Below are 23,358 nucleotides of genomic sequence, written 5' to 3' on the forward strand. Positions count from 1 at the left end.
ATTCCCCCGGCACAGCCGGGGGATTTTTTCGCGCTTAAGCACACATAAAAAAGAACCCTGCGAAGGGTTCTTTTTTGGTTCGGGGGGCTGTTACTGGAAAAGCGCAACCAGCCGGTCCCAGAAGGTCTCAGGTTTTTCTTCCGCTTCCTGCGGCTCCGGTTCCTCGGGTTTTTCGATTCCGCCGCATTGGAGCACAAACTGTACGAACTCCGTATTCGCATTTTGGGCCGAGGTAAAGGAAACCGGCGTAAATTCCGAAGGCATATAGTCTTCCTTCATTTTATCGATTTCCTCCTGTATCATATCGGGCAGGCCCGCAATTTCGCGGCTCATTGCGCCGGTGCCGTCGTGCAGTTCCCCCACGCCCCGGTCGAGTTCTTCCACACCGCCGCGATAGGCTGCAAGCCCGGCATGGAACGAGCCATAGCCCGAAGAAAGCTCTTTTACGCCGTCCAGGTACGTGGTGAGCCCGGCATGAAAATCCGCATAATTTTCCGCCAATGTTTTAAGCCCCGCCGTCAGTTCGCCGAGCTGCCCCAGGCCATCCAACTGCGAAAGGGCGCCGCCGATTTGGGCGGACATCGCATCCAGCGTATCCGCTATCGTGCCGGTTGACGCGGCCAGGGTGTCCGAGGTGGTTCCCACCGCGTCAAACGCCGCTTTCACCTGGTTATAAGTTCCTTTCGCGGTCTGTGCCGCCTGGTACTGTGCCGCAAGACGGTTCACAACATCCTTTTGCTGGTCTGTCAGGCCCGAACCGTCCGCGAGCAGGCCGCCGAGTTCTGCCTGTGAAATGTTTGCGTCAGGAATTCCCTGCATTGCGTTATCAAGCGCGGAGGAAGCCGCGGTAAATCCGTTTTTCATTTGCCTAAGGCCGTCCGCCAATCCCCTGAGGCCATCCGACAATTGTGCTAATCCTGAAGGAAGCTGCCCGATATCCCCGAGGTCGATTCCTTCAGCATTAAGCGCGGAAGCAATTTGGGACAGCGCGCCGTTCAGCTGGGAGGAAGCATCCTCAAGCTGTCCCGCATGGTCCCCTAATTGCGCAAGGCCGTCCCTGATTCCGCCGGAGCCTTCCACAAGGCCGTCCGCCCCGGACGTTAACTGCTGCGTCCCGTCTTTAAGCCCGGCAACGCCTTCGTTGAGCTGCTCAATCGCGTCCGGGAGCTGCTCGAGGCCGCTTAACTGTTCCCCCATATCCGGGAACTCCACACTCATGGAATAGGGCACGGCGGAAATCGAAATGCCTGTCATCGTAAAATCCGTCACGTTCGCTTTGAGCGCGAAATCCGCATCTTTCCCCGGAAGGACGGTGTATGTGATTATTTTATCCTTACCGGCGCTCGCGGGCGTTCCTTCCGGCGCGTCAATATCCGTACATTTATCCGTATCGAGGGTCACGGTGACCTGGAGCATATAATTTTCATAAAAGGTTGCGTCGGTCCCATCGTTTTTCGCGGATGTAATCCTTATTTCCAGCGCGCCGGTTTTCCCGGCGATTTCTTCCGGCGCAAGCTTCCTGCCGTCGAGATAATATTCAATCGTAAAATCCCACGGAAGGCCGGTGTCCTTCATATTTCCCTGATAATAAAAATTTCCCTCGCCCGCGGTAAAGGAAACGGCATCCCCTGAAAGCGCCAGGGGATCGCTGTTTGAGAGGTTCACCACCGACCCATAGTCCCCGTAATCCGTCACGGTCCCGCCCTTTGCGATTTCAAAGTGATTGACCGTATAAATCGCGCTGGCGTCTCCGTTTGCGGAAAGCGTGGCATAGACCACCTCGTCCTTCCCTGTGATTTCGGCAGTTCCGCTTGCGCCCGCCTCCGCCGCCCGGGCGGATTCCTGTTCCTGCGCGCCGTCGGTACCGCCGGACGCCGAGGCCAGCCCGGCCGTCGTGGCGGCAATCAGGCACGCGGCCAACACAAGCGCAACCAGGTGCCTTAATTTCATTTTTCTCATTTTCGGGTTGTCTTTCATTTTGCTTTACTCCTATCGATCAGAAAACCGGCCTTATAGGTCGTCTTTGCAATTGCCTTGTCAAACACCTTTAGAAGCGCGGGCAGGAAGCATACCACCATGAAAAGGGACAACAGCGTTCCGCGCCCCAGCAAAAGCCCGATATCGGACACCGCCGGATTGGAGGAGGTCGCGTACAGGGTGAAGCCCGCCGTTGCAAGCGTCGCCGCGGACACCAGAATCGATTTGAACGAATCCCCCATGGCCCGATGCATCGCCTCTTTTTGCGGCATGTTTTTTCGGTTCCTCATATAGGTGGTGGTCAGCAGGATGGCATAATCCACCGTCGCCCCCAGCTGCACCGTGTTGAGCACCAGGTAACCGATAAAATTGATGGACGTTCCCGTAAAATACGGGATCGCCAGGTTGATCCAGATGCCCGCCTCGATGGTCAGCAAAAGGATAAACGGCAGGGTCCCTGATTTGAAGGTGACCAGCAGCACGAGGAAAATCGCAATAACCGCTAATATGGTGACAAACCGGTTATCCTCCTGCACCACATTTTTCATATCGTAAAGATTGGCGCTTTCCCCGGCCGAATATACCGTATCCCCATAATAAGACCGGGCAATTTCGTTGATTTCCTCCACTACGCCAAAGGCGAGGTCGCCCTCCGCCGGCGTGTTTGTATACACGATAATGCGGGCATAGTTGTCCGAATAGAACTGCCCGGTCACGTCCTCCCCCAAAAATTCCGGGGGATATACCGTTCCCGCCATATTGGCATAGGATACGACCGCCGTTACATGGCCTATGCCTTCGATCTCCTGCCCAAGCGCGAGCTCCTTCGATACGTCCCCCCGCGGCACAAGCAGCGCCATAATGGTGGACTGTCCAAACTCCTCCCGGATATCCTCTTTTGCACGACCGCTCTCGCTTGCCTGGGCGGCGCTTCCGTTCCCGTATACAAAACCGGTCTGGCCCTGTCCGAGGAAGGCGGGTACGATCACCAGAAGCACTAAAACCAGCGCCGGAACCGCAAGCTTCGAGAATACCTTGTTTATATTTTTGAAGTTCGGCATCAGCCGCCGGTGCTGTGTTTTGTCGATCAGCTTATAGGTGCACAGCGTAAGCGCGGGCAGGAAAACCATGGTTGTTACAAAGCTCAGGATAATCCCTTTTGCCAGGTTCCAGCCAAGGTCCGCCCCGATCTGGAAATTCATAAACGTAAGCGCCAGGAACCCGAACAGGGTGGTTGCCGCACTGGCCGCAATCGTAGAGGCCGACTCTTTGATCGCATGCCGCACGGCTTCGTTTACATCGCCGTATTTTTTCCGGTTATCGGCAAAGCTATGCAGGAAAAAAATGGCATAATCCAATGAAACCGCAAGCTGCAGGATCGGGCTCACGGAATTTGTCATAAAGGAGACTTCCCCGGCAAAGATATTGGTTCCCATATTAATCAGGATGGAAATGCCGATGGTCAGGATAAAGAGCAGCGGCTCTATCCACGAGGAAGAGGATAAAATCAGGATTGCAATAATGATGGGAAGCAGGATTGCCATTGCGTTCCCGACTTCCGCACCCGTCGCCTGCTGCATGGTTGCAAGGTCGGGCGCTTCCCCGGCGAGCGCGCCGTCTTCCCCGATCAGTCTCCGGATTCCATCCGAGGCTTCCTGCTCCATTCCCTCTTCGATCGTAACGGTGTAAAGGGCGTTTCCGTCCTTGTAATAACCCCGGACCGTATCCGCGTCCGCCGTTTCAATGGGCTTTTTGAGGTCTGCCACATCGTCAAGCCACATCACGCTGCCAACCCCGGGAACCCCGGCAAGCTCCCGCTTAACCTCCAGCGCTTCCTCGATAGACACATCCTTTACCATGACGCTGGCGTTCGGCATATCCGCGTCGAACTCCCCTTCCATGATCTCCAGCGCCTTTGTCGACTGCGCATCCGGCGGCAGGTAATCCGCCATATTGTAATTGACCGCTACAAACGACTGCAAAACCGCACATACCGCCGCCGCTGCAATAAACAGCGCAAGAATCATTCGTTTATGTTTAATCGTCAGGTTTGCCAATCCGCTCATGAAGTCCTCCACAACGCTATGTTGCAATATCGTATGTTTTGTATTATAATCAACACAATGTTGGATTACAACCGACAATCCCCTGGGAAATGTCGATTGTACAACACAAAACAGAAAAGCGTTGGACTTTTACAAATTTTTTAAAAATCAGGACCGGGCAGGATGATGGAAACAAAAAAAGTTGACAGAAGGGTAAAATATACGATTGAAATGCTGAAGAATGCGCTCGTCGAGGCGATGCAGAAGGAGCACATCTCCAAAATCTCCGTAAAATCCCTGTGCGAGCTTGCCGACATCAACCGCAGCACATTTTACGCGCACTTCCACGACCAATACGACCTGCTGCACTATATCGAACAGGAAGTGCTCGGCAACATTACAAAGCAATTGGAACGCCAGGATTTCAGCGGGAAGGGCCCAATTTCCTTCCAGGTACTGAACCTTATTTTAGAATATGTACAGCAAAACGCTCCCCTATTCAACGCGCTTTTGAGCGACAACTGCGAACCGGGCATCCAGCGTGAAATTATGAAGCTGCCCGATATTATTTCCGCCCAGATTTATGAAAACCTCGACGAGCGGGCGCGGGACTATCTTTCCGTTTTTGGCGTAACGGGCTGCATCAGCATCCTGCAGAAATGGCTGCAGGACGGGATGCCGGAATCCACAAAGCAAATTTCCGGGCTGATCCTGCAAATATTGTACCACGGCGTTGCCGATTTCAAATGGGAAAGGCACGAGGCATAATCCCCGGTGCGGTTCATTTCCCGTCTTTTCCCGCGGTTTACGGCAAATATTTCCGTTGATTAAAAAAACGCAAAACATTTACACTTCACAATAAATCCGTTATAATATTTACATAATTAATATAACGCTTTCTTGGTATTATATCGCCGGAAAAGAGCATCTATGCGAAAGCCGAAAAAGGTATTTGTCGTTTCACTCATTATTATTGTTATTATCGCTATTGTAGCGGTTTCTTTGATGTTCTTTTACGCCAACACCGTCAGTGAAATCCTGGATGAAGAAAACACGACCTATCTGCAGGAGGTCGCCCAGCAGGAGGCCTCCATTATTGAAACGCAGGTGAACGGCGACCTCGCCACCCTCCAATCCATCGCGATGGTATTCGGCAGCGAATATACGCCCAGCCTGCTTTCCGACGAGGCCATGGAAATCCTCAAAACACTTCAAAAGCAAAACCAGTTTAAACGCATGGGGATTATCTATCCCAACGGAAGCGCCTTCACGACCGACGGCGGCCAATATGATTTCTCCAACCGCGAATACTTTAAAAAAGCCCTTGCGGAAATTCCCAATATATCCGACACGTTTTTCGATGCCGTGGACGGCGGCAACATCAACGTATATGCTGTCCCGGTGTACAATGGAGCGAAAGTCGAATGCGTGCTGTTTGCCACGAATGAAACCAACCTGTTTGAAAATAAAATTTCCGTTTCCACCTTTGGCGGGCGCGGCTATTCTTACGTCGTCGACCAGGCGGGCAACAAAATTGCCGCATCCCATCACGAAGACAGCATTACATTTGATAACATTTTCAACCTGCAGGGCAACGTTGTTGAAGACCCTGACGGAAATTTTGCCGTCATGCAGGAAAATATGAAGAAAGGCGAAAGCGGGGTTGTGCGCTATCTCAAGCACGGGGAACCCTACTATATCAGTTACGCCCCCATCGGGGTGAATACCTGGTATGTGGTTTCCGCGGTGCCGGCGTCCGTCGCCACTGCAAAAAGCTCCTACCTTATTACGCTTACCGGCTGGATGACCGGGATCATCGCATGTACGGTGGTCATTTTCCTGGTGTATATCGTATTATCGCAAAACAGGTCCCGCCGCAGCCTGGAGCGTGTTGTCTACGAAGACGAGCTGACCGGCTCTTTAAGCTGGATGAAATTCCGCGAGGAAGCAAAAAACATCCTGCGCGAACATCCCGGTCATTCCTTTGCGATGATTAATTTCGACGTAAATAAGTTCAAGATTTTCAACCAGCTGTACGATTACCAAAGCGGAAATATGCTGCTGCGGCACATCGCGTTCGTCCTGAAAAAAGATATGCGGGAAAACGAGCTTTATACCCATACGGGCTCGGATGATTTTGACGTTTTAATCGAATATTCCTCCGATGAAGACATTATCGGCCGTATCCTTAAATGGAACCAGCAAATCCGTGATTACAGCTTCGCCCGCAAGCGGAAATATAACCTGCTTCTTTCCTATGGAATTTATAAGATACAGGAAAACGACACTTATATAACACGGATGAACGACCGCAGTAAAATTGCCAAAAACAGTGTGAAAAACAATGCGCACACCTTTTACGCGTTTTACGATGATATGATGAACCACGAAATGCTGCGCGAGAAAGAGCTTGAAAACGATATGGAAACCGCGCTTTTGAACCGTGAGTTTGAAGTCTATTACCAGCCGAAATTTGACCTCGAGACGCAAAAGCCAATCGCCGTGGAGGCGCTGGTGCGCTGGAAATCCCCGAAAAAGGGCTTCATGAGCCCCGGCGCATTTATTCCCGTATTTGAACGCAACGGCTTCATCACAAAGCTTGACCTGTATGTATTTGAAGAAACCTGCGCCGCCCTGCGCCGCTGGTCGGAGCTTGGACGCGCGCAGATTCCCGTCTCGGTGAATTTTTCGCGGCTTAATATGTATGACGATAATTTTGTCCAAAGCTTAAAGGATATTGTTCAAAAATATAATATTTCCACCGATTTGCTTGAAATCGAGCTTACGGAAAGCGCCCTTGCCTATAATGATGAATTGATTATACGGCGGATGAACGAGCTGCGTGAGGCCGGTTTCTGCCTCTCAATCGATGATTTCGGCACCGGATATTCTTCCCTGAACCTGCTCCGCACCCTTCCGGTCAATGTAATCAAGCTGGATAAGCGCTTCTTTACGCTGAAGTTTGATTCCGAGCGGGAGCGCGTCATTATCACAAGCATTGTAGGGATGGCGCAGCAGCTTGGTATAACGGTTGTCGCGGAGGGCGTCGAGACAAAGGCGCAGGCGGACTTTTTAAAAGGAATCGGGAAAAGCATCATCGTACAGGGTTTCCTGTATGCGCGGCCGATGTCGGAGGAAGACCTGCTGCGGTGGCTCTCCGAAGTAGAATAAGCTGCCGGCAGCAAAAGCGGGAGTGGGCGATAAAGCCGTTCTTTGGAAGCCTTTCATATTATTCAAATTAAATACGCGACTTATAGCGTATTGTTTTATTAAGATAAGAAGAGGCTAATGAATGAATCAAGAAAAAGAAGATGCGTCCAGGATAACAAAACGGCACAGCTGGGTCATTGTTTTGGTGTCGTGTTTGATTGCCGTTGTTTTTTCCGTCGTAACAATCGTGGGTGCGGGCAGCCTGAACCAAAACCTGGATACGCTTTCCGAGCACCCGTTCGCGGTTTCCGGATCGCTGTATAAAATCCGCCGGTATATGTCGGACAGCCAGATTCGTATGGGGCGTCTGCTGCAATACAACGATACGGCCGATGTGGAGATTGTAAAGAATGCTCTTATGGAGATATACGGGCAAATCGATGAAAACGCGGCTTACGTTGTAGAGAATTATTTGGGGAAGGACCTTGGAAACGACGATGAGCTGGTGGAGCTGATTGGGCAAATCAGGGAGCAGGAAAATATCCTTCTCGATCATTCGGCTGCATGGACTGCGGAGCAAAACGAGGAATTTACCGCGCAACACCTCACGCCGCTTTACGAACAGCTTGACGAGCTTACAAACCAAATGATCCAATATACGGAAAACACAGTGGTGGAATTGTCCCGAAAATCCGACGGAATACTGACGACAACCATCCTGTTTACCTGTATTTTGTGCGCGGCGATTGTAATCGTATCGATCCTGTACCGGCATTCCGTCAATAAGGAACTGCGGGCGCAGGCGGCTTATTATAACGATATCCACTATAGGGAGTTTTTGTTTAATATTCTTTCCGGAAATATCGACGATGTGTACCTGATCTATAATTTTACGGGTAAAAATATGGATTTCGTTTCCACGAATATGGAGCGTATTTTTGGCGTTGATTGCGATAAGGTAAACGGAGACATGGAAACGTTATTCGCTTACTGTGATTTTGGAGAACAAAATGACGAGGTGAAAACGGCGCTTGAACGCGAGACCCTTATCCATGCCGAGTGGGAGGGAACGCTTAAAAATCCCCGGAGTGGAAAAACGACCGATATCCGGTTTGGAATCTATCCTGCTATGGAACAAAACGGGGTCGTCCGGTATATCGTAGAAATCTCGGATTTAACGAAAATCAAAAAAACGCAGCAAACGCTTATGGACGCCCTTGCCAACGCACAACAGGCAAATGAGGCAAAAAGCGAGTTTTTATCACGTATGAGCCATGAAATCCGTACTCCCATGAACGCGATTATCGGGATGTCAACGATCGCCGCGGCAAAGATAGACGACCGCGTCCGCGTGGAGGATTGCCTGGCGAAGATCGGATATGCGTCCAAGCACCTGCTTATGCTGATTAACGATATCCTGGATATGTCGAAAATCGAAAGCAACAAGCTGACGCTTACAAACGAACCGTTTGATATCTACCAGTTTCTGAACACGTTTATGTCAATCGTATACCAGCAGGCGTGTGAAAAAGGCGTAGAACTGACGGAAAAAATTACCGGATTTGACGATCACTCATCGACCCTGGCGGGCGATTCTCTGCGCCTGAACCAGGTGCTGCTGAATTTGACCTCCAACGCGATCAAGTTCACGCAAAAAGGAGGGCATATCTCCATTTCCGTCCAGCGCTTTTTGAGGCAGGGAAAAAATCAGCGCGTTCGTTTTATTGTAGAGGATACGGGCGTTGGCATGGACGCGGATACGCTCGAAAGAATATTCGACCCGTTCGAGCAGGCCAATGCGGGCATTGCGAAAAAGTATGGCGGCTCCGGGCTTGGGCTTTCCATTACGAAAAACCTCGTTACCCTGATGGGAGGCACAATCGATATCGAAAGCGCGCCGGGAAAAGGAACGGTATGCACAGTGGAACTGCCGTTTGAAATGAGCGATGTAGAGCTGTCCTATGTAAAAGAGGAGGAACTCAAGTCGTTGCACGTATTGGTTGTGGACGACGAAAAAGACGTGTGCGAGCATACAGCGATTCTGCTGGAACGGATGAGTATCAACGCCAGTTGGGTGCTGAGCGGCCGTGAGGCGGTAGAAGCGGTTGAACGGGCATACCGGCAGGAAAAGATGTTTGACGTATGCTTTATCGACTGGAAGATGCCTGAAATGAACGGGCTTGAGACAACGCGGCGGATTCGCCGGACGGTTGGCGGGGATATTCCCATCATTATTATTTCCGCTTACGACTGGACGGATATCGAGCAGGAGGCGCGGGCGGCGGGCGCGAACGGCTTTATTTCAAAACCGCTCTTTGGTTCCTCGCTTTATAACACGCTGGTCAGCGTAACAGGCGGATCGTTTGGACACAGCGGCGCCATAGGCCAGCCCGAAGACTATACGCTTGAGGGGAAAACATTCCTGGCGGTCGAGGATAACGAAGTGAATATGGAAATCCTGAAGGAGATGCTGGAGCTCAATAACGCGCAGGAGGTTGTGTGCGCTTACGATGGCACAGAAGCGGTGGAGCGTTTCAGGGAATCGGAGCCGGGAACCTTTGACGCAATCCTGATGGATATCCAGATGCCCGAAATGGACGGCTATGAAGCGACCCGCATTATCCGCGCGCTGGACCGTCCTGACGCGGCGGGCATACCGATCATCGCCACAACGGCCAATGCGTTTTCCGAGGATGTATCCGCGGTGCTCGCGGCGGGAATGGACGCGCACACCAGCAAGCCGATCAATATGCACGAATTGTGCAAATTGCTGCGGAAGCTGACTACAAAGCATCCCGGCGATTGATATCCACACCCGCGCCGGCGGCCGTCCTGCAAACAGGTAAACCAAAAGGGGCTGCTGCACCAGGAAAAATAATCCTGATGCAGCAGCCTCCTTTTTTATCAGGCCTTTTTACCATTTTCCGGTATTTACGCAAGAATTTCACCCTGCGCCCGGGGCCGCTTACAGCGTTTCACGGAATACCGTCCCGCCGAGCGGCTTACGCATTTTTTCATGCCTGTCCGGGCTCTGCGGCTCGCCGTCCGCATACCCGATTGCCAGCAGGTTCACAATTTCAAGCTGGTCCGGAATATCAAATTCCGCGCGCAGCACCTTGGGATCGAACCAGCATATCCACAACGTCCCGAGCCCGAGCTCCGTTGCCTGCAGCATCATATGGTCCGTCACAATGCTTGCATCGATGTCCGTCAGCTTCTTTCCATCATATGGACGTTCCCACGTTTCAGCCGTATCGCTGCATACGATAACGACACAAGGCGCGCCGTAAAACCGCGCCGCCTTACCCAGCTTTTCAAGCCCCTCTCTGCTTTGGACCACAATCAGGCGCTGCGGCTGTTTATTGGCCCCGGTGGGCGCGACCCGGCCCGCCTCAAGGATTTGTTCCAGTTTCTCCGGTTCCACCGGTATATCCTTATATTTACGTACGGAATATCTCTTTTTTGCCAATTCAAGAAAACCCATTTCATATGCCTCCCCGGTTTATTTTTACAGTTTTAACTCTTCCCGTTTTCGTGCTTCACAGGCTTCTGTTTTCTTCCAGTATCTCTTTTGCAAAGGCTTCCGCCCGCACGGCCGCTCCTTCGCTTTTTGCTTCCCCGCCTGTGCAGTGGAATTCATGCTCCAGCACACGCAGGCCTTGCTTATCCAGCGCCTTTTTGATTTTTTCATACGCGCCGTTTGGGTTCGCCGTTGTGCTGAATACCGCCACGCACCCGACCTTTTCCGGCGAAAGCGTTTTGATAAACTTTTTCAGTTTTCCCGCGATGCCGCCCGCATACAGCGCCCCGCCGACAAATAAAATATCCGCGTCCGATACTCCGGCCGCATCCGCGCTTTCAGCCTTTACTCCGGCTGCCGAAGCGATTACGTCCGCAATTGCCTTCGTATTTCCCGACCGGGAAAAATACCGCACCTCTACCATGGCCACTACCTCCTGTTTTTTTCATTATACCACTCTTTCCGCCATTTCAAGTTGAATTATATGTGAATTTTAAACAAAAAACAGACCGGGCCGAAAAAATCCGGGCCGGTCTGCGTCGTTTCCTTCAGGAATACGGGGCTTAATAGGATTTCGCGAAATACATCATTTTCTTTGCGGGCTTGCCGCAGTGTACGCACACGTCGCCAAGGTTTTTCTGGTCAAACGGAGCGCACCGCGTCGTCACGCCCGTTTTTTCCTTGATCGCTTCCTCGCACTCCGTCTCGCCGCACCACATCGCGCGTACGAAGCCATGCCCTTCCTCGATGCCCTGCATGAATTCTTCCCAGCTGCGCGCGTCGAACGTGCGTTCCTCACGGTATTTAAGCGCGGTTGCGAGCATATTATCATGAATATGATCCAGCAATTCCCGCACGGTTTCCTGGATATTTTCAAGCGGATAAGACGCCTTTTCACACGTATCCCTGCGCGCAAGCATGCACGCGCCCTTTTCGATATCGCGCGGGCCGATTTCCAGCCGCACCGGGACGCCCTTCAACTCCCATTCGTTGAACTTCCAACCCGGGCTTTGGTCGCGGTCGTCAAGTTCCACGCGGATTCCCGCGCCTTTCAGCGTATCGAAAAGCTCCTGCGCCTTTTCAAGCACCCCTTCCTTATGGGCCGCCACCGGCACGATCACGCACTGGACCGGCGCAACGCGCGGCGGAAGCTTCAGGCCGCGTTCGTCGCCATGCACCATGATAATCCCGCCGATCATGCGGGTCGACGTTCCCCACGAGGTCTGCCACGCATACTTGAGCTGCCCGTCCTTATCCAGGAACTGGATATCGAACCCCTTCGCAAAATTCTGGCCCAAATTATGCGACGTGCCCATTTGAAGCGCCTTTCCATCCAGCATCATCGCTTCCACGGTATAGGTATGGTCCGCCCCCGCAAACTTTTCCTTTTCGCTTTTTTGCCCGGAAATGACGGGGATCGCCAATACCTCATGCATAAAATCGCTGTAAACGCCCAGCATGCGCACCGTTTCTTCCTCCGCTTCTTCCCGGGTGGCGTGAACGGTGTGCCCTTCCTGCCACAGGAATTCGGACGTCCGCAAAAACGGTCGCGTGCTCTTTTCCCAGCGCAGCACATTACACCACTGGTTCAGCAGCACGGGCAAATCGCGGTAGCTCTGCACCCATTTGGAATACATGGAACAAATGATCGTCTCGGACGTGGGGCGGATGCACAGCGGTTCCGCCAGCTTTTCCATTCCGCCCTGCGTGACCCACGCCACCTCGGGCGCGAACCCTTCCACATGCTCCGCCTCTTTTTCCAGCAGGTGCTTGGGGATCAAAAGCGGGAAATAGGCATTCTTGTGGCCGGTTTCTTTAAAACGCTCGTCCATTTGCTGCTGGATCAGCTCCCAAATTCCGTAGCCGTACTGCTTGATGACCATGCAGCCCTTGACCTCGGAATAATCGATCATATCCGCCATCTTGATGACATCCGTATACCACCGTGAAAAATCTTCATTCTGCGGTGTAATATGTTCCACAAATCCGCCTGCTTGCTTTGCCATAATCGTCTCCTTCAAATATGTACTGAAACTCTATTAGTTTATCATCATGCCATGCTTTTTTCAAGCATCGCCCCTTACGCAAAATTTCTATTTCCTGCCCTTCCTCCGCACAAACAGGACCGCTCCCGCAGCGATCGCTGCCGCCGCTGCAACGGCAAGGACAATCCACGGGGTCATATCTTTCGTATCCCCGGTCCGCGGCCCGCTCTGCGGCTCGTTCTCCGGTCCTGCCGCGTCTCCGCTGCCCGCAGGGCCGGGCCCGGCGCTTTCGGCCTGCTTCCGGTCCGCAAGCACATATTCCGAGCAATGTTCGAGGGTAAACGCCGCATAGCCCGCGCTGTCCACATCCTGCGAGCTGATATAGTCGTACCCTGTTCCGTTGAAGTAATAAAGATGCGTTTCCGTTCCAGTCCCAAACGGCGGCACGGCAAGCACGGATACGGTTGCCTTGCCCGGAAGCGCCCCGCTGTGCCCGAAATTCAGGAACAGCAGCTTCGTTCCCTGCGGGAATACGGCGGCCTCCTTTGCCGCTTCGCCGGGCGTATTGGAGAATGCAAGGCTCACGTCCATTCCCTCCGCAATATCCATACCATGGAATACGAACCGCGCGAGCACATTACCCGCACCATCCACAACCGCAAAAATAACCGTCTTATCCTGCCCCTTGATTTGCTCAAAAATTTCTTTGGGGACGGTCGTTCCTTCTTTCACGGGAACGAGCAGCGCCTGCTGCGCGCCAAGCCCGGACAAGGCTTCTTTTATTTTTTCGGTATCGAGGCCGTTTTCCATCAGCGGCAGGGAAACAATCTCCTTGCCCTCCGCTCCCGGAATCTGCGCCTCCTGCAAAATCGTAACCGTTTTGCTTACCGATTTCGTATCGTCCGCCGTGCTCCGCGCCGTAACCGTAACGGTGCCCGTCGCTTTTGCCGTAAACAGCACCGCCCGCTCTCCGCTGCGCCCGGTTTCCGTCTTGATATCGATGCTGTCAAGGTCGCCCGCATAGCTCCACTCAATTCCTGAAAATTCTTCCCTGTCCGGCGTAACCAGCGCCGCAGCGGAAAAATCGGCCGTCTTGCCGATTTCCAGGCGAAGCGAATCCGCACTGTCGATCCCGACGCTTTCCACGCCCATCTGTTCTGCAATATTATTCTGCCGCAGCAGGATGCTCTCCGCGCTGCTCATTGCTGCAAACGTCCAACAGGATGGAATCCAGCCCTGGTTTTTGACCGGGGTCACCGCGCCGATATCCCGCAGGTCAAATTTTTCGGGAAGGCTTGTTACCGGCGCGGCAGTCCGTCCCTGCGGAAGGATGCTTGTCTTATTCTGGCCGCTGTCCGACGCGCTGTCCGGCACCGCCGCCGGAGAGGAAAACCCGTCTGTTCCTTCAAGCTGGGCCGTGCTGAACGCGCGGCCCGCATTTCCCTGGGAGGAATCGTCCGTTCCGCCGCCCGCGCCGTCCGTAAACGCCTTGATGCAGTTATTTGCGGAATATTCCCGGGAAATATCGGTCCAGTCCCGCCCGTCGGCGCTGGTGAAGCTTTGCCCGGCCTGCGCCCTGGCACGGTCCGAACGCCCGGCAATGGGCATTTCGACCGCCGCGACAACGTCGCTCCCATCCCGGTTTTGCAGGCGTACGGTCACGCCGAATTCCTCACCGGCGGCAACGGGAATGCCTTCCCCGAGCCCTACCGTATAATATCCCTTGTATTTATGGGTGCCGCTTGCCGCATGGCGCGTCTCTCCCCCTGTTTCAATATAAACATCGTAATCCTGGTCCTCATGCATGGAATAGAACGATACGGCCTTTATAACCTGCCCCCCCGCCGCGGTGAACACATTTTTGGTATACAGCACCTTCCCCCGCGAATACTGGCTGGGTTCGTAAAGGTTCGTATAGCCGAGCGGGTCGTATTGGTAAATATTATCGTAATCGTTCGCCGGATCGTCTACGAATATAGCGGCCGCAGGATTGGAGGACAGGTCCGCACTGTAATAGGAAATATAGAAAAAGCCGTTCTGCCCCTTTTCCGTCCCATAGTTGTTTTTGGCGATAAACGCGCCGTCGCCCGCGGGCGTATAGGAATTGCCGTCCACCATTACCGTAAATTTTTCCGCCGGCACCGTATCGTCCCATCCGACAAGCGAAATCGCATGCCCGCCGCCGGGCATGCCCGCATCCGGTTTACAGTAGTACGAGCCGGTTTCATCGTAATAACCGCCCTCGCCTTCCTGGTGGCGGATTCCGCAGTAAATCGCCCCATAGGTATAAATCGCGTTTTTATAATGGAGCGTATCCTCCGCTGTTTTTTCCCGGTCGGGCAGCAGGATCGCCTGCCGCAGGTGATAGCGGGCGGGCAGCTCATGGTAGGCGAATTCGCTTACGTCCCCTCCGTATTCATCCAGCATATACGGGTCGTCCGCTTCCATGACAGGACCGCTCCACCGCGCAAGATAAGCAAGCGCCATATAAATATCCCCGCCGGAAAGCACGCCGCCGCGCCCTTCGTCCGGCGTATAACACTCCTCGGAGGAATCCGCATTCAGCATCGCGTTAAGCATATTGTATTCGGATAAATCAAGGCCCTCCACGGCCTGTTTGGAAATTGAAAGCGTATATTCCCCGGCGGAAAAACGCCCGTCCGGGCTTTGTACCACGGCATAGTAGTCTCCTTCGCCAAGCCCTGCCGTAATCCGCTGGTCCCCTGAAAGCGCGCTTTGCGCAACCTCGGTTCCATCGCTGCCAAGAAGCGTAAGCGAATAAGCCGCGCCGTCCCCGTCCGGCTGGAACAGCAGCAGCTCTGCGGGGGTGGCATAGTTATAATGGAATTTATAATAGTCCACATCCGCGGCGCTGTGAATCGTGGCCCGGATTTTAGAGGGGAAGGAAACGTCCGTCGCCGCCGTCCGGCTGTCATTGGGCTCGTACGCGTCGCCCACGCCCCCTACCGTATAGGAAAACCGCTGCACATCCCCCGGCGCAACCCCTTCCTGATAGGTGCGCGCACTGATGACCATATCCCCATTGACCGTAACCGTCGCCGTATTGCTGCCGGAATCCACGGTGCCTGCCGCGCCCTGCGCCGGTGCGGTCCCGTCCGTCGTGTAGAGGATTTTTTCTGCATCCGCCGCCGCGCGGAGTGTGACCTGCGTGCCAGCCGGAACCGTGCCCGGCGCGGGATCGGCCGTCACCATGCCGCTCTTTTGCACGGTATAGGCCGCCGTCGTGGGTTCGCTGCCCTTAAGCCCCGGCTTCCGCGCGCTTGCCAGAATCCTGCTGTCCCCCGTCAGCGCCAGCCCGCCCGTCGGATCATACGGCAAAGCGCTCGCAAGTCTCGGCGAGGTGCCGTCCAGCGTATAATAGATTTCAGCCCCCGGCGTTTCGCTTGAAAGCCCGATCAGCGTTCCCGCCGGATATTCTCCCTCCGCGGTATCAAAAGCTACGGGTTTGCAGGCTGCCGGGAGGAAACGCGCATTACCGGCCGCAACCGGGTCATACTCGTCGCCCGCCGCCATATCGATAAACGCTACCCCTACACCATCCAGTTCTTCCCGCGAAAGCACTCCGTCCGCCACCGCCTGTGCAATTGCTTCCCGCAGCGATACCGGCCCCGTATACAGGATGCGTTCCGTAGCTCTCGCTTCCTTGTTTTTCAAAGTAAACGTCAGTATATAATAAATCGGTTCCCCGCCCGCCGGCGCAATATCGGCGATTTCGACCGTCGTATCCTCGCCTGCCGCATAAAGGTCCCCCTCTTCCGGCGGATCGCAATTTTTAAACACAAGCGAAAGCTCTGCGGGGCCTTCCTGCGCAAAAGCGAACGACGCGCAGGAAAATACCGCGGCCGCCGCCAAAATCACTGCCAAAAATATACAAACTGTTCTTTTCATTTAACCCGCCTTGCCTCCATGCCTGCATCCGTGGCACACGCCATCAATTTTCATATCAAATATTATACCATGATCGCGGCGCGTCCGCATCATACGGGTAAATAAAAATAAGGCCGTGCCCCGCGGCACAGCCCGTTCCTTTTTCTTTTTCGCTATTGCATTTCCGGGAGGATATAGGTGGAACCGTCTTCCGCCCGTATCATGCAGATTTTCGTGTCATACACCGCCTCGAGGATATCCTTTTTCAGGATGTTTTCCGTAAGCCCATATTTCACGATTCGTCCTTTTTCCATCAGCACAATCTGGTCGCAGTAATGGCTTGCAAGGTTCAAATCATGCAGGACGCACACGCACAACAGCCCGCTTCCCGCGACTAAATCCCGCACCAGGGAAAGGATGCCCACCTGATGCTTAATGTCGAGGTTTGATACCGGTTCGTCAAGCAGCAGGATGCTCGATTGCTGGACGAGGGCGCGCGCGATAATCATCCGCTGCCATTCCCCGCCCGAAAGCCCGATTACCGTCCTGTTTTCAAGGGAAGCAATTCCCGTTTTTTCAAGCGCTTCCCGGGCAAGGCGGATGTCCCCGGGGCTGTCGCCTTCAAAGGTTCTTTTGTGCGGATTGCGTCCCATCAAAACCGTTTCCAGCACCGTAAAGTCGTATTCCAGGGCATAGTTCTGCGGAACAAGCGCCATTTTTTTAGCCAGCGCCTTCACCCCGATTTTCCGCACATCCGCGCCGTCGATTTCCACGCTTCCGCTTTCCGGCTTCAAATATCCGGAAACCGTACGCAAAAGCGTCGTCTTGCCAGCGCCGTTCGGGCCGATGACCCCAACCATTCCCGAAGCAAGGTCGAGCGAGATATCGTGCAGGATCGGCGTATCGTTGATCGAGCAGTTCAAATTTCGGATTAAAATTCCCATCAGGCCGCCCCCTTCCTTCCGCGCCGCAGCAGGAAAATAAAGAAGGGCACGCCGAGGATAGAGGTCACGATTCCCACAGGCATTTCCTGCCCGTTTAAAACGGTACGGGCAATCACGTCGCAGAAAAGCAGGTACATTCCCCCGCCCACAAAGCACAGCGGCAGGAGTTTTTTATTGTCCGGCCCGGCAACCATGCGCAGCAAATGCGGCACCATCAGCCCCACAAAGCCAATGATCCCGCTGACCGACACCGCCACCGCGGAGAGCAGGGAGGTCAAAATCAGCATATTCCGGCGCGTCTTATGCGTATCGACGCCAAGGCTCTGCGATACCTCGTCCCCGTTCAACATAATATTGAGCGGTGTTGCATAGAACATCAGCAGCGTTGCGCATATGATAATCGCCGGAAGGGCAATCCATATTTTATCCCATGTCATGTTCGCAAGGCTGCCCATGTTCCACATGACCACATTTTCCATCTTATCGCGGTTCAGCAGCATAATCAGGTAGATGATTGCCGAAAACATAGCGCTCATGGAAAAGCCGGAGAGCAGGAGCGAAAAGGTCGATACCTTGCCGCGTATACGCGAAATATTATATACCACAAAGACCGCGGCAAGCGCCCCCACAAAGCTGAATACCGCAATGGTTCCCGCCCCGAGCAGGGTCATGCCCGACATAAACGTCATGGCAACGGTCGCCCCGAGGGCCGCGCCCGACGAAATTCCAAGGACAAAGGAGTCTGCCATCGGGTTTTTGAACACCCCCTGCAGGCAGCAGCCCGAAACCGCAAGCGCCGCCCCCACGAGGAACGCGCCGATCGCCCGGGGCAGGCGGATGTTCAGGAAAATATTATAGATCGTGTTGGAAGCCGTCCCGTCCAGTATTTTTGCAAATTCCGCGACCGAAAAACCGGAACTCCCCACAAAAAAAGCGCACACAAAGGCGGCAACGCCGCCTAAGATGAGCGCCAGTAAAAGCGTATGGAATTGAACAGGCCCTTTTTTCATAGGCCCTCCTTGCCGCTATTTATTGAGGATTTCGCTGATTTGCGTAATTGCTTCCGCAATGCGGGGGCCGGGCCGCGTGAATACGTTTGCGTCCACTTCATATACGTTCCCGTTTTTCACAGCGTCAAGGTCCTGATAGCCCTGCGCGTCAGCAAGGCCTTCCGCCGTGTTGCCCATGCTGGTATCCAGCAGGATGATGTCCGGGTTCGCGAGCACCAGGTCTTCAACCGGGTATTCAACCCAGGAATATTCCGCATTTTCCGTGACGCATTTTCCGCCCGCAAGTTCGATCATTGTATTCATGAAGCTGCCGGGGCCGCTGGTCCAGTTCCCGTTATCCCCATAGCTCATAACGTAATAAACGGTCTTTTCCCCTTCCGGTTTATTCGCCTCTGCCGCGCTGACCGCCGCATCGATTTCGCCGACTACCGCCTCTGCTTCATCCTGCGCACCCAATACCTCGCCGACAAGCCGGATGGCCTTGGAAATATCGTCAAAGGTGGTCGCTTCCACACTCACAACCGTAATTCCAAGATTTTTCAGCTGGTCGATCGCTTCCTGCTGCAACCCGTTTCCCGCAAATACAACATCCGGTTCAAGGGCCGCAACCTTCTCCACATCCGGGCCGTTGAAATCCCCGACCACTTCGATCGATTTCGTAATCTCCGGGTAATCGGAGCTTGCGTCGATGCCTACAAGCTGCTTTGACGCGCCGAGGGCGCACACGATTTCCGTGCCCGCAGGGGTAAGGGAAACAATTTTATCCGTCTTCCCCACCGTGACCTCGCTGCCGAGCATATCGGTTACGGTAACGCCGCCGACCGCGGAAGACGCTTCCGCCGATTCCGTTGCTTCGGCAGAAACGCTCGCTGAAGGCGCCACTGCCTGGGCCGCGGAGCTTGTTTCCGCAGGCGCGGGTTGTGCGCAGCCCGCAAATACCGCGATACATAGTACGATGCATGCAAATAATGCAATTCTTTTCCTGTTCATTTAAAAAACTCCTTTTTATAATCCGGTCCGCAGGGGCGGGGCCGGTTATTTACATATAAAAAACACCTTTTCGGCATATGCAAAAAAGGCGTTAAGCACTTTTTTCCTTCCCGCCGAAGAAAAAAACGTCCCCAATCCGGCAGGTTTTCCGACTTGACTTCATCACATCCTGCGTACCTTCCCGGCTTTCGCCAGTGGCCTTTTGCGGTTTCCCGCAAGCTTCCGGACGGTTTCCCGTCCGGCGCAGGCGCTCCGTCACACGGCAGCGGTGGGCTGTAGCGGCATACGCTTTCCCTTTTACCCGGTTTCCCGGCACCAGATTGGTTCAATTTCAATTACAAATATTAATATATCACAAGACGCTCCATAACACAATGAAGTTTATTTTGCCTGGCTGCATTCCCGGTTTGTATACACCCATATATCAAATATTTCCCGCAAACAGCTATTGCATAATTATTCATTTCAATGTATAATTATTAATATTAATTGAAGTTTGGAGCGTTTCGCGGCGCCCCTGCATAAAAAAGGAGCTGTTTAAAACCATGGTAAATGTCAGTGTAATCGGCGCAACGGGCTATGTCGGCGCGGAGCTTTTACGCCTCCTCGCGGCCCATCCCTGCGTACAGATCAATAAGGCCGTATCAAAAAGCTTCGCCGGGAAAAAGCTTCACGATATCTATGCAAATTTCCTGCCGGAAAAAGAGCTGGAGCTCCAGGATATGGACGGCAAATTCGGCGCGGACGATTTCGTGTTTTTATGCCTTCCCCACGGGCAATCCCTGGCGGCGGCGCCTTCTTTGCTGAAAAAGGGGCATAAGGTGATCGACCTTTCCGGCGATTTCCGTTACGAAAATACGGATATTTATGAAAAATGGTATGGAATTACCCATTCCGCAAAAAAGGAAAACAGCGAGGCTGTCTACGGCCTCCCCGAATTTTTCAGCGAGCAGGTGAAGAAAACGAACTTTACCTCGAACCCGGGATGTTACACCACAACCAGCATCCTCGCGCTGGCCCCGCTTTTAAGGGAGGGCCTTATCAGCGAAAAGGGAATTGTGATTGATGCGAAATCCGGCGTTACCGGTGCGGGCAGGAAAGAAAAACTCGCATTTTCCTACTGTGAAACCGCCGATAATTTCAAGGCATATTCCGTGCCCATGCACAGGCATACCTCGGAGATTGAGGAACAGCTTACCAGACTATCCGGCAAAGACGTCTGCCTGCTCTTTACGCCGCACCTGCTGCCCGTAAAGCGCGGAATCCTCGCAACGATCTACGCGGACCTTGCGGAAGGCGTTACGCCCGAAGCGGTTGCCGCAGCATACGAAAAATATTATGCAAATACCCCGTTTACGCACATACTGCCCCACGGTAAGCTTCCGGAGCTGAAGTACGTGGTGGGCTCCAACAATTGCATGATTGGGTTCGAGGTCTCGCCGCGGACAGGAAAAATTATCCTTGTTTCGTGCACCGATAACCTCATCAAAGGGGCGGCAGGCCAGGCGGTGCAGAACTTCAACCTGATGAACGGCTTTGACGAGACGCTGGGCCTGCCCCGCACCGCATGGTATCTGTAGTGAAGAAGGAACGATAAGCTTGCATCGGTTTTGCCGGTCATCATAGGCCGTATACCGGAGGCATACTCGCTGCCCGTTGCATATTATCTGTTATCTATTAATTTAAAAGGTGGAAATTATGGAAGATCAAAAAATGGAACAATACCTGGAACGCGCACATATGCTGGTGGAGGCGCTGCCTTATATCCAGCGCCTGTTCGGTAAGACCATCGTTATCAAATACGGCGGGGCCGCCATGATGCATGACGACCTCACGCAGAAAATCATGGAGGATATCACCCTCCTGAAGTTCGTCGGGATGAACCCGATTCTGGTGCACGGCGGCGGCCCCGATATCAACCATATGCTCGATTCCCTCGATATCAAGCCGAATTTTGTGGACGGGCTGCGCGTGACCGACGACGCCACTATGGAAGTCGTGCAGATGGTGCTCACCGGGAAAATCAACAAGGAAATTGTCGCCAAGCTGAACGGCATGGGCGCGTCGGCAATCGGCCTGTGCGGCATCGACGGAAACATTATCAAGGCAGTCAAAGCCCCGCCGAAAAACGGTGTGGACCTTGGCAATGTCGGGCAGATTACGTCCATCAATACGACGCTCCTCAACACCCTCGCGCACGACCAGTATATCCCGGTCATCGCCCCTGTCGGCACGGGCGACCACGGGGAAAGTTATAATATCAACGCGGACACGGTCGCAGGCGCAATCGCGACGGCCCTCAAGGCGGAAAAGCTGATTTTCCTGACCGATACGGACGGCATCCGCACAAAGGAAGATGATCCCGAATCCCTCTTGTATGTAGCTTCCAAAACGGATATACTAAATATGATTGACGAGGGCAAGATTACGGGCGGAATGCTTCCCAAGGTGCAAAGCTGCCTTTCCGCAATCGAGAAGGGCGTTGGGCGGACCCATATTTTAAACGGCACGATTCCGCACCCGATCATCCTTGAAATCTTTACGGATTCCGGTATCGGAACGATGGTAACCGGCTAAAGCGGCCCCTGGCGGCTTATTATGGCGGCGCTTATGAAATCGGAGATATAGAATGACTTACAACGAACTGAAAGAACTGGATTCGCAATACCATATGAAAACCTTCGGCACACGCCTGCCCGCCGTATTTACCGGCGGCAGCGGCGCGGTCCTTACCGATTCCGCGGGGAAAGAATATATCGATTTTCTCGCCGGAATTGCCGTTAATTGCCTCGGCTATTCGGATGAAGGATTTAAGGCCGCACTCGAGGGCCAGGTCGATACCGGCATCGTCCATATTTGCAATTATTTTTACAACGAGCCCCAGGCGCGGCTGGCGCGGCTTTTATGTGAAAAAACGGGGTTCGACCGTGTGTTTTTCGGAAACAGCGGCGCGGAAGCAAACGAATGTGCCCTTAAGCTGGCAAAGAAGTACGCATACGGCAAGGGAAAGGATTCCGATAAGTTCGTCGCGCTCAAAAAAAGCTTCCACGGACGGACGCTTCTTGCGCTTTCCGCAACCGGGCAGGAAAAATTCCACGAGCCCTTCCGTCCCACGGCTTATGATTTTACTTATATTGACGCAAACGACATGGAGGCCGCAAAAGCCGCTGTTACAGCGGATAAATGCGGTGTAATACTCGAAGTAATACAGGGTGAAAGCGGCGTTCTTCCCCTGCACGGGGAGTTTGTTTCCCTCCTTCGCGCCCTGTGCACAGAGGCGGATGTTCCCCTCATCATCGACGAGGTGCAAACGGGCATGGGCCGTACGGGCAGGCTGCTTGCGCAGGAGCATTATGGCATCAAGGCAGACGTCGTCACGCTGGCAAAAGCGCTCGGGAACGGTATCCCCATTGGGGCCTGCCTCGCCTCCGCGCCTTTTGCGGATGCTTTCGGCCCGGGCGATCATGGTTCCACCTTTGGCGGGAACCCCCTCGCATGTGCGGCAGGGCTTTACGTAACGAACAAAATCGACGATAAAATGCTTTCCCATGTCGAGCGTATGGGCGCGTATTTCAGTCAGCAGCTTGAAGCCCTGATGCAAAAACATCCGGATACGATCATCGACGTGCGCGGCAAGGGGCTTTTGCTCGGCGCGGAGCTCTCGGGCAAAGCCGATGCGCACGAAATGCAGCGTGCGCTACTCTCGCAGGGCTTTGTGATCGGGACGGCCGGGGCGAATACGCTTCGTTTTGCGCCGCCCTACATCATCATGCAAAAGCAAATCGATCTTTTGATCGAAGCGCTCGACCGGCTATTCCAATGATTGATAAGCAGGCGCAAGCGTCTGCT

15 protein-coding genes and 1 riboswitch are annotated in these 23,358 nt (G+C 53.6%); of the genes, 6 read left to right on the top strand and 9 right to left on the bottom strand.

Annotation, left to right across the window (positions count from 1 at the left end; all coding sequences use genetic code 11):
* Window positions 1-90 precede the first annotated feature (90 nt).
* Both BBD38_RS12900 and BBD38_RS12905 read right to left on the bottom strand, forming a co-directional pair.
* On the bottom strand, window positions 91-1,977 hold the full coding sequence (locus tag BBD38_RS12900; RefSeq protein ID WP_066688910.1) for a YhgE/Pip domain-containing protein: 1,887 nt from the start codon (window positions 1,975-1,977) through the stop codon (window positions 91-93).
* On the bottom strand, window positions 1,974-4,043 hold the full coding sequence (locus BBD38_RS12905) for an efflux RND transporter permease subunit (RefSeq protein ID WP_066688911.1): 2,070 nt from the start codon (window positions 4,041-4,043) through the stop codon (window positions 1,974-1,976). Before BBD38_RS12905 ends, BBD38_RS12900 begins: the two co-directional genes overlap by 4 nt.
* Before the next feature lie 162 nt (window positions 4,044-4,205).
* Here BBD38_RS12905 and BBD38_RS12910 point away from each other — a divergent pair, with 162 nt between their 5' ends.
* The 3 genes from BBD38_RS12910 (at window position 4,206) to BBD38_RS12920 (ending at window position 9,978) form a co-directional block, all read left to right on the top strand.
* Window positions 4,206-4,790, top strand: coding sequence for a TetR/AcrR family transcriptional regulator (locus BBD38_RS12910; RefSeq protein ID WP_235829138.1), 585 nt, complete (start codon window positions 4,206-4,208; stop codon window positions 4,788-4,790).
* Between the two features lie 162 nt (window positions 4,791-4,952).
* A complete protein-coding gene (locus BBD38_RS12915) occupies window positions 4,953-7,193 on the top strand; it encodes a bifunctional diguanylate cyclase/phosphodiesterase (protein ID WP_066688912.1) in 2,241 nt (746 codons plus the stop codon).
* Window positions 7,194-7,314: 121 nt separating this feature from the next.
* A complete protein-coding gene (locus BBD38_RS12920; RefSeq protein ID WP_066688913.1) occupies window positions 7,315-9,978 on the top strand; it encodes a response regulator in 2,664 nt (887 codons plus the stop codon).
* Between the two features lie 159 nt (window positions 9,979-10,137).
* Here the strand turns inward: BBD38_RS12920 and BBD38_RS12925 are convergent, their stop codons facing one another.
* From BBD38_RS12925 to BBD38_RS12955, 7 genes are all read right to left on the bottom strand, one after another.
* Window positions 10,138-10,656 (bottom strand): nitroreductase family protein, encoded by a 519-nt coding sequence (locus tag BBD38_RS12925; RefSeq protein ID WP_066688914.1) that lies wholly within the window; start codon window positions 10,654-10,656, stop codon window positions 10,138-10,140.
* Window positions 10,657-10,711: 55 nt separating this feature from the next.
* A complete protein-coding gene (locus tag BBD38_RS12930; RefSeq protein WP_066688916.1) occupies window positions 10,712-11,116 on the bottom strand; it encodes a flavodoxin family protein in 405 nt (134 codons plus the stop codon).
* 139 nt (window positions 11,117-11,255) lie between these two features.
* Window positions 11,256-12,698, bottom strand: a complete 1,443-nt coding sequence (gene proS, locus BBD38_RS12935) for a proline--tRNA ligase (RefSeq protein WP_066688918.1) — start codon at window positions 12,696-12,698, stop codon at window positions 11,256-11,258.
* An 87-nt stretch (window positions 12,699-12,785) separates the two neighbouring features.
* The gene (locus BBD38_RS14855; RefSeq protein WP_066688924.1) at window positions 12,786-16,586 is read right to left on the bottom strand and encodes a lectin like domain-containing protein; all 3,801 of its coding nucleotides are present in this window, start codon (window positions 16,584-16,586) and stop codon (window positions 12,786-12,788) included.
* A 152-nt stretch (window positions 16,587-16,738) separates the two neighbouring features.
* On the bottom strand, window positions 16,739-17,509 hold the full coding sequence (locus tag BBD38_RS12945; protein WP_066688926.1) for an ABC transporter ATP-binding protein: 771 nt from the start codon (window positions 17,507-17,509) through the stop codon (window positions 16,739-16,741).
* The gene (locus tag BBD38_RS12950; RefSeq protein WP_066688928.1) at window positions 17,509-18,519 is read right to left on the bottom strand and encodes a FecCD family ABC transporter permease; all 1,011 of its coding nucleotides are present in this window, start codon (window positions 18,517-18,519) and stop codon (window positions 17,509-17,511) included. The genes BBD38_RS12945 and BBD38_RS12950 overlap by 1 nt, the downstream gene beginning before the upstream one ends.
* A gap of 15 nt (window positions 18,520-18,534) precedes the next feature.
* Window positions 18,535-19,509 carry an ABC transporter substrate-binding protein gene (locus BBD38_RS12955; RefSeq protein ID WP_066688929.1) on the bottom strand — a complete coding sequence of 325 codons (975 nt, stop codon included), beginning with the start codon at window positions 19,507-19,509 and terminating at the stop codon, window positions 18,535-18,537.
* 121 nt (window positions 19,510-19,630) lie between these two features.
* Window positions 19,631-19,844: riboswitch (cobalamin riboswitch) on the bottom strand.
* 210 nt (window positions 19,845-20,054) lie between these two features.
* On the opposite strand from BBD38_RS12955, the gene argC reads away from it, so the two are divergent.
* From argC to BBD38_RS12970, 3 genes are all read left to right on the top strand, one after another.
* Window positions 20,055-21,089 carry an N-acetyl-gamma-glutamyl-phosphate reductase gene (gene argC, locus BBD38_RS12960; RefSeq protein WP_066688930.1) on the top strand — a complete coding sequence of 345 codons (1,035 nt, stop codon included), beginning with the start codon at window positions 20,055-20,057 and terminating at the stop codon, window positions 21,087-21,089.
* A 118-nt stretch (window positions 21,090-21,207) separates the two neighbouring features.
* Window positions 21,208-22,086 carry an acetylglutamate kinase gene (gene argB / locus BBD38_RS12965; RefSeq protein ID WP_066688933.1) on the top strand — a complete coding sequence of 293 codons (879 nt, stop codon included), beginning with the start codon at window positions 21,208-21,210 and terminating at the stop codon, window positions 22,084-22,086.
* A gap of 52 nt (window positions 22,087-22,138) precedes the next feature.
* A complete protein-coding gene (locus BBD38_RS12970; protein WP_066688935.1) occupies window positions 22,139-23,332 on the top strand; it encodes an aspartate aminotransferase family protein in 1,194 nt (397 codons plus the stop codon).
* The last annotated feature ends 26 nt before the right edge of the window (window positions 23,333-23,358 follow it).

The sequence above is a fragment of the Christensenella intestinihominis genome, assembly GCF_001678845.1.
Classification (GTDB): Bacteria; Bacillota; Clostridia; order Christensenellales; family Christensenellaceae; genus Christensenella; species Christensenella intestinihominis.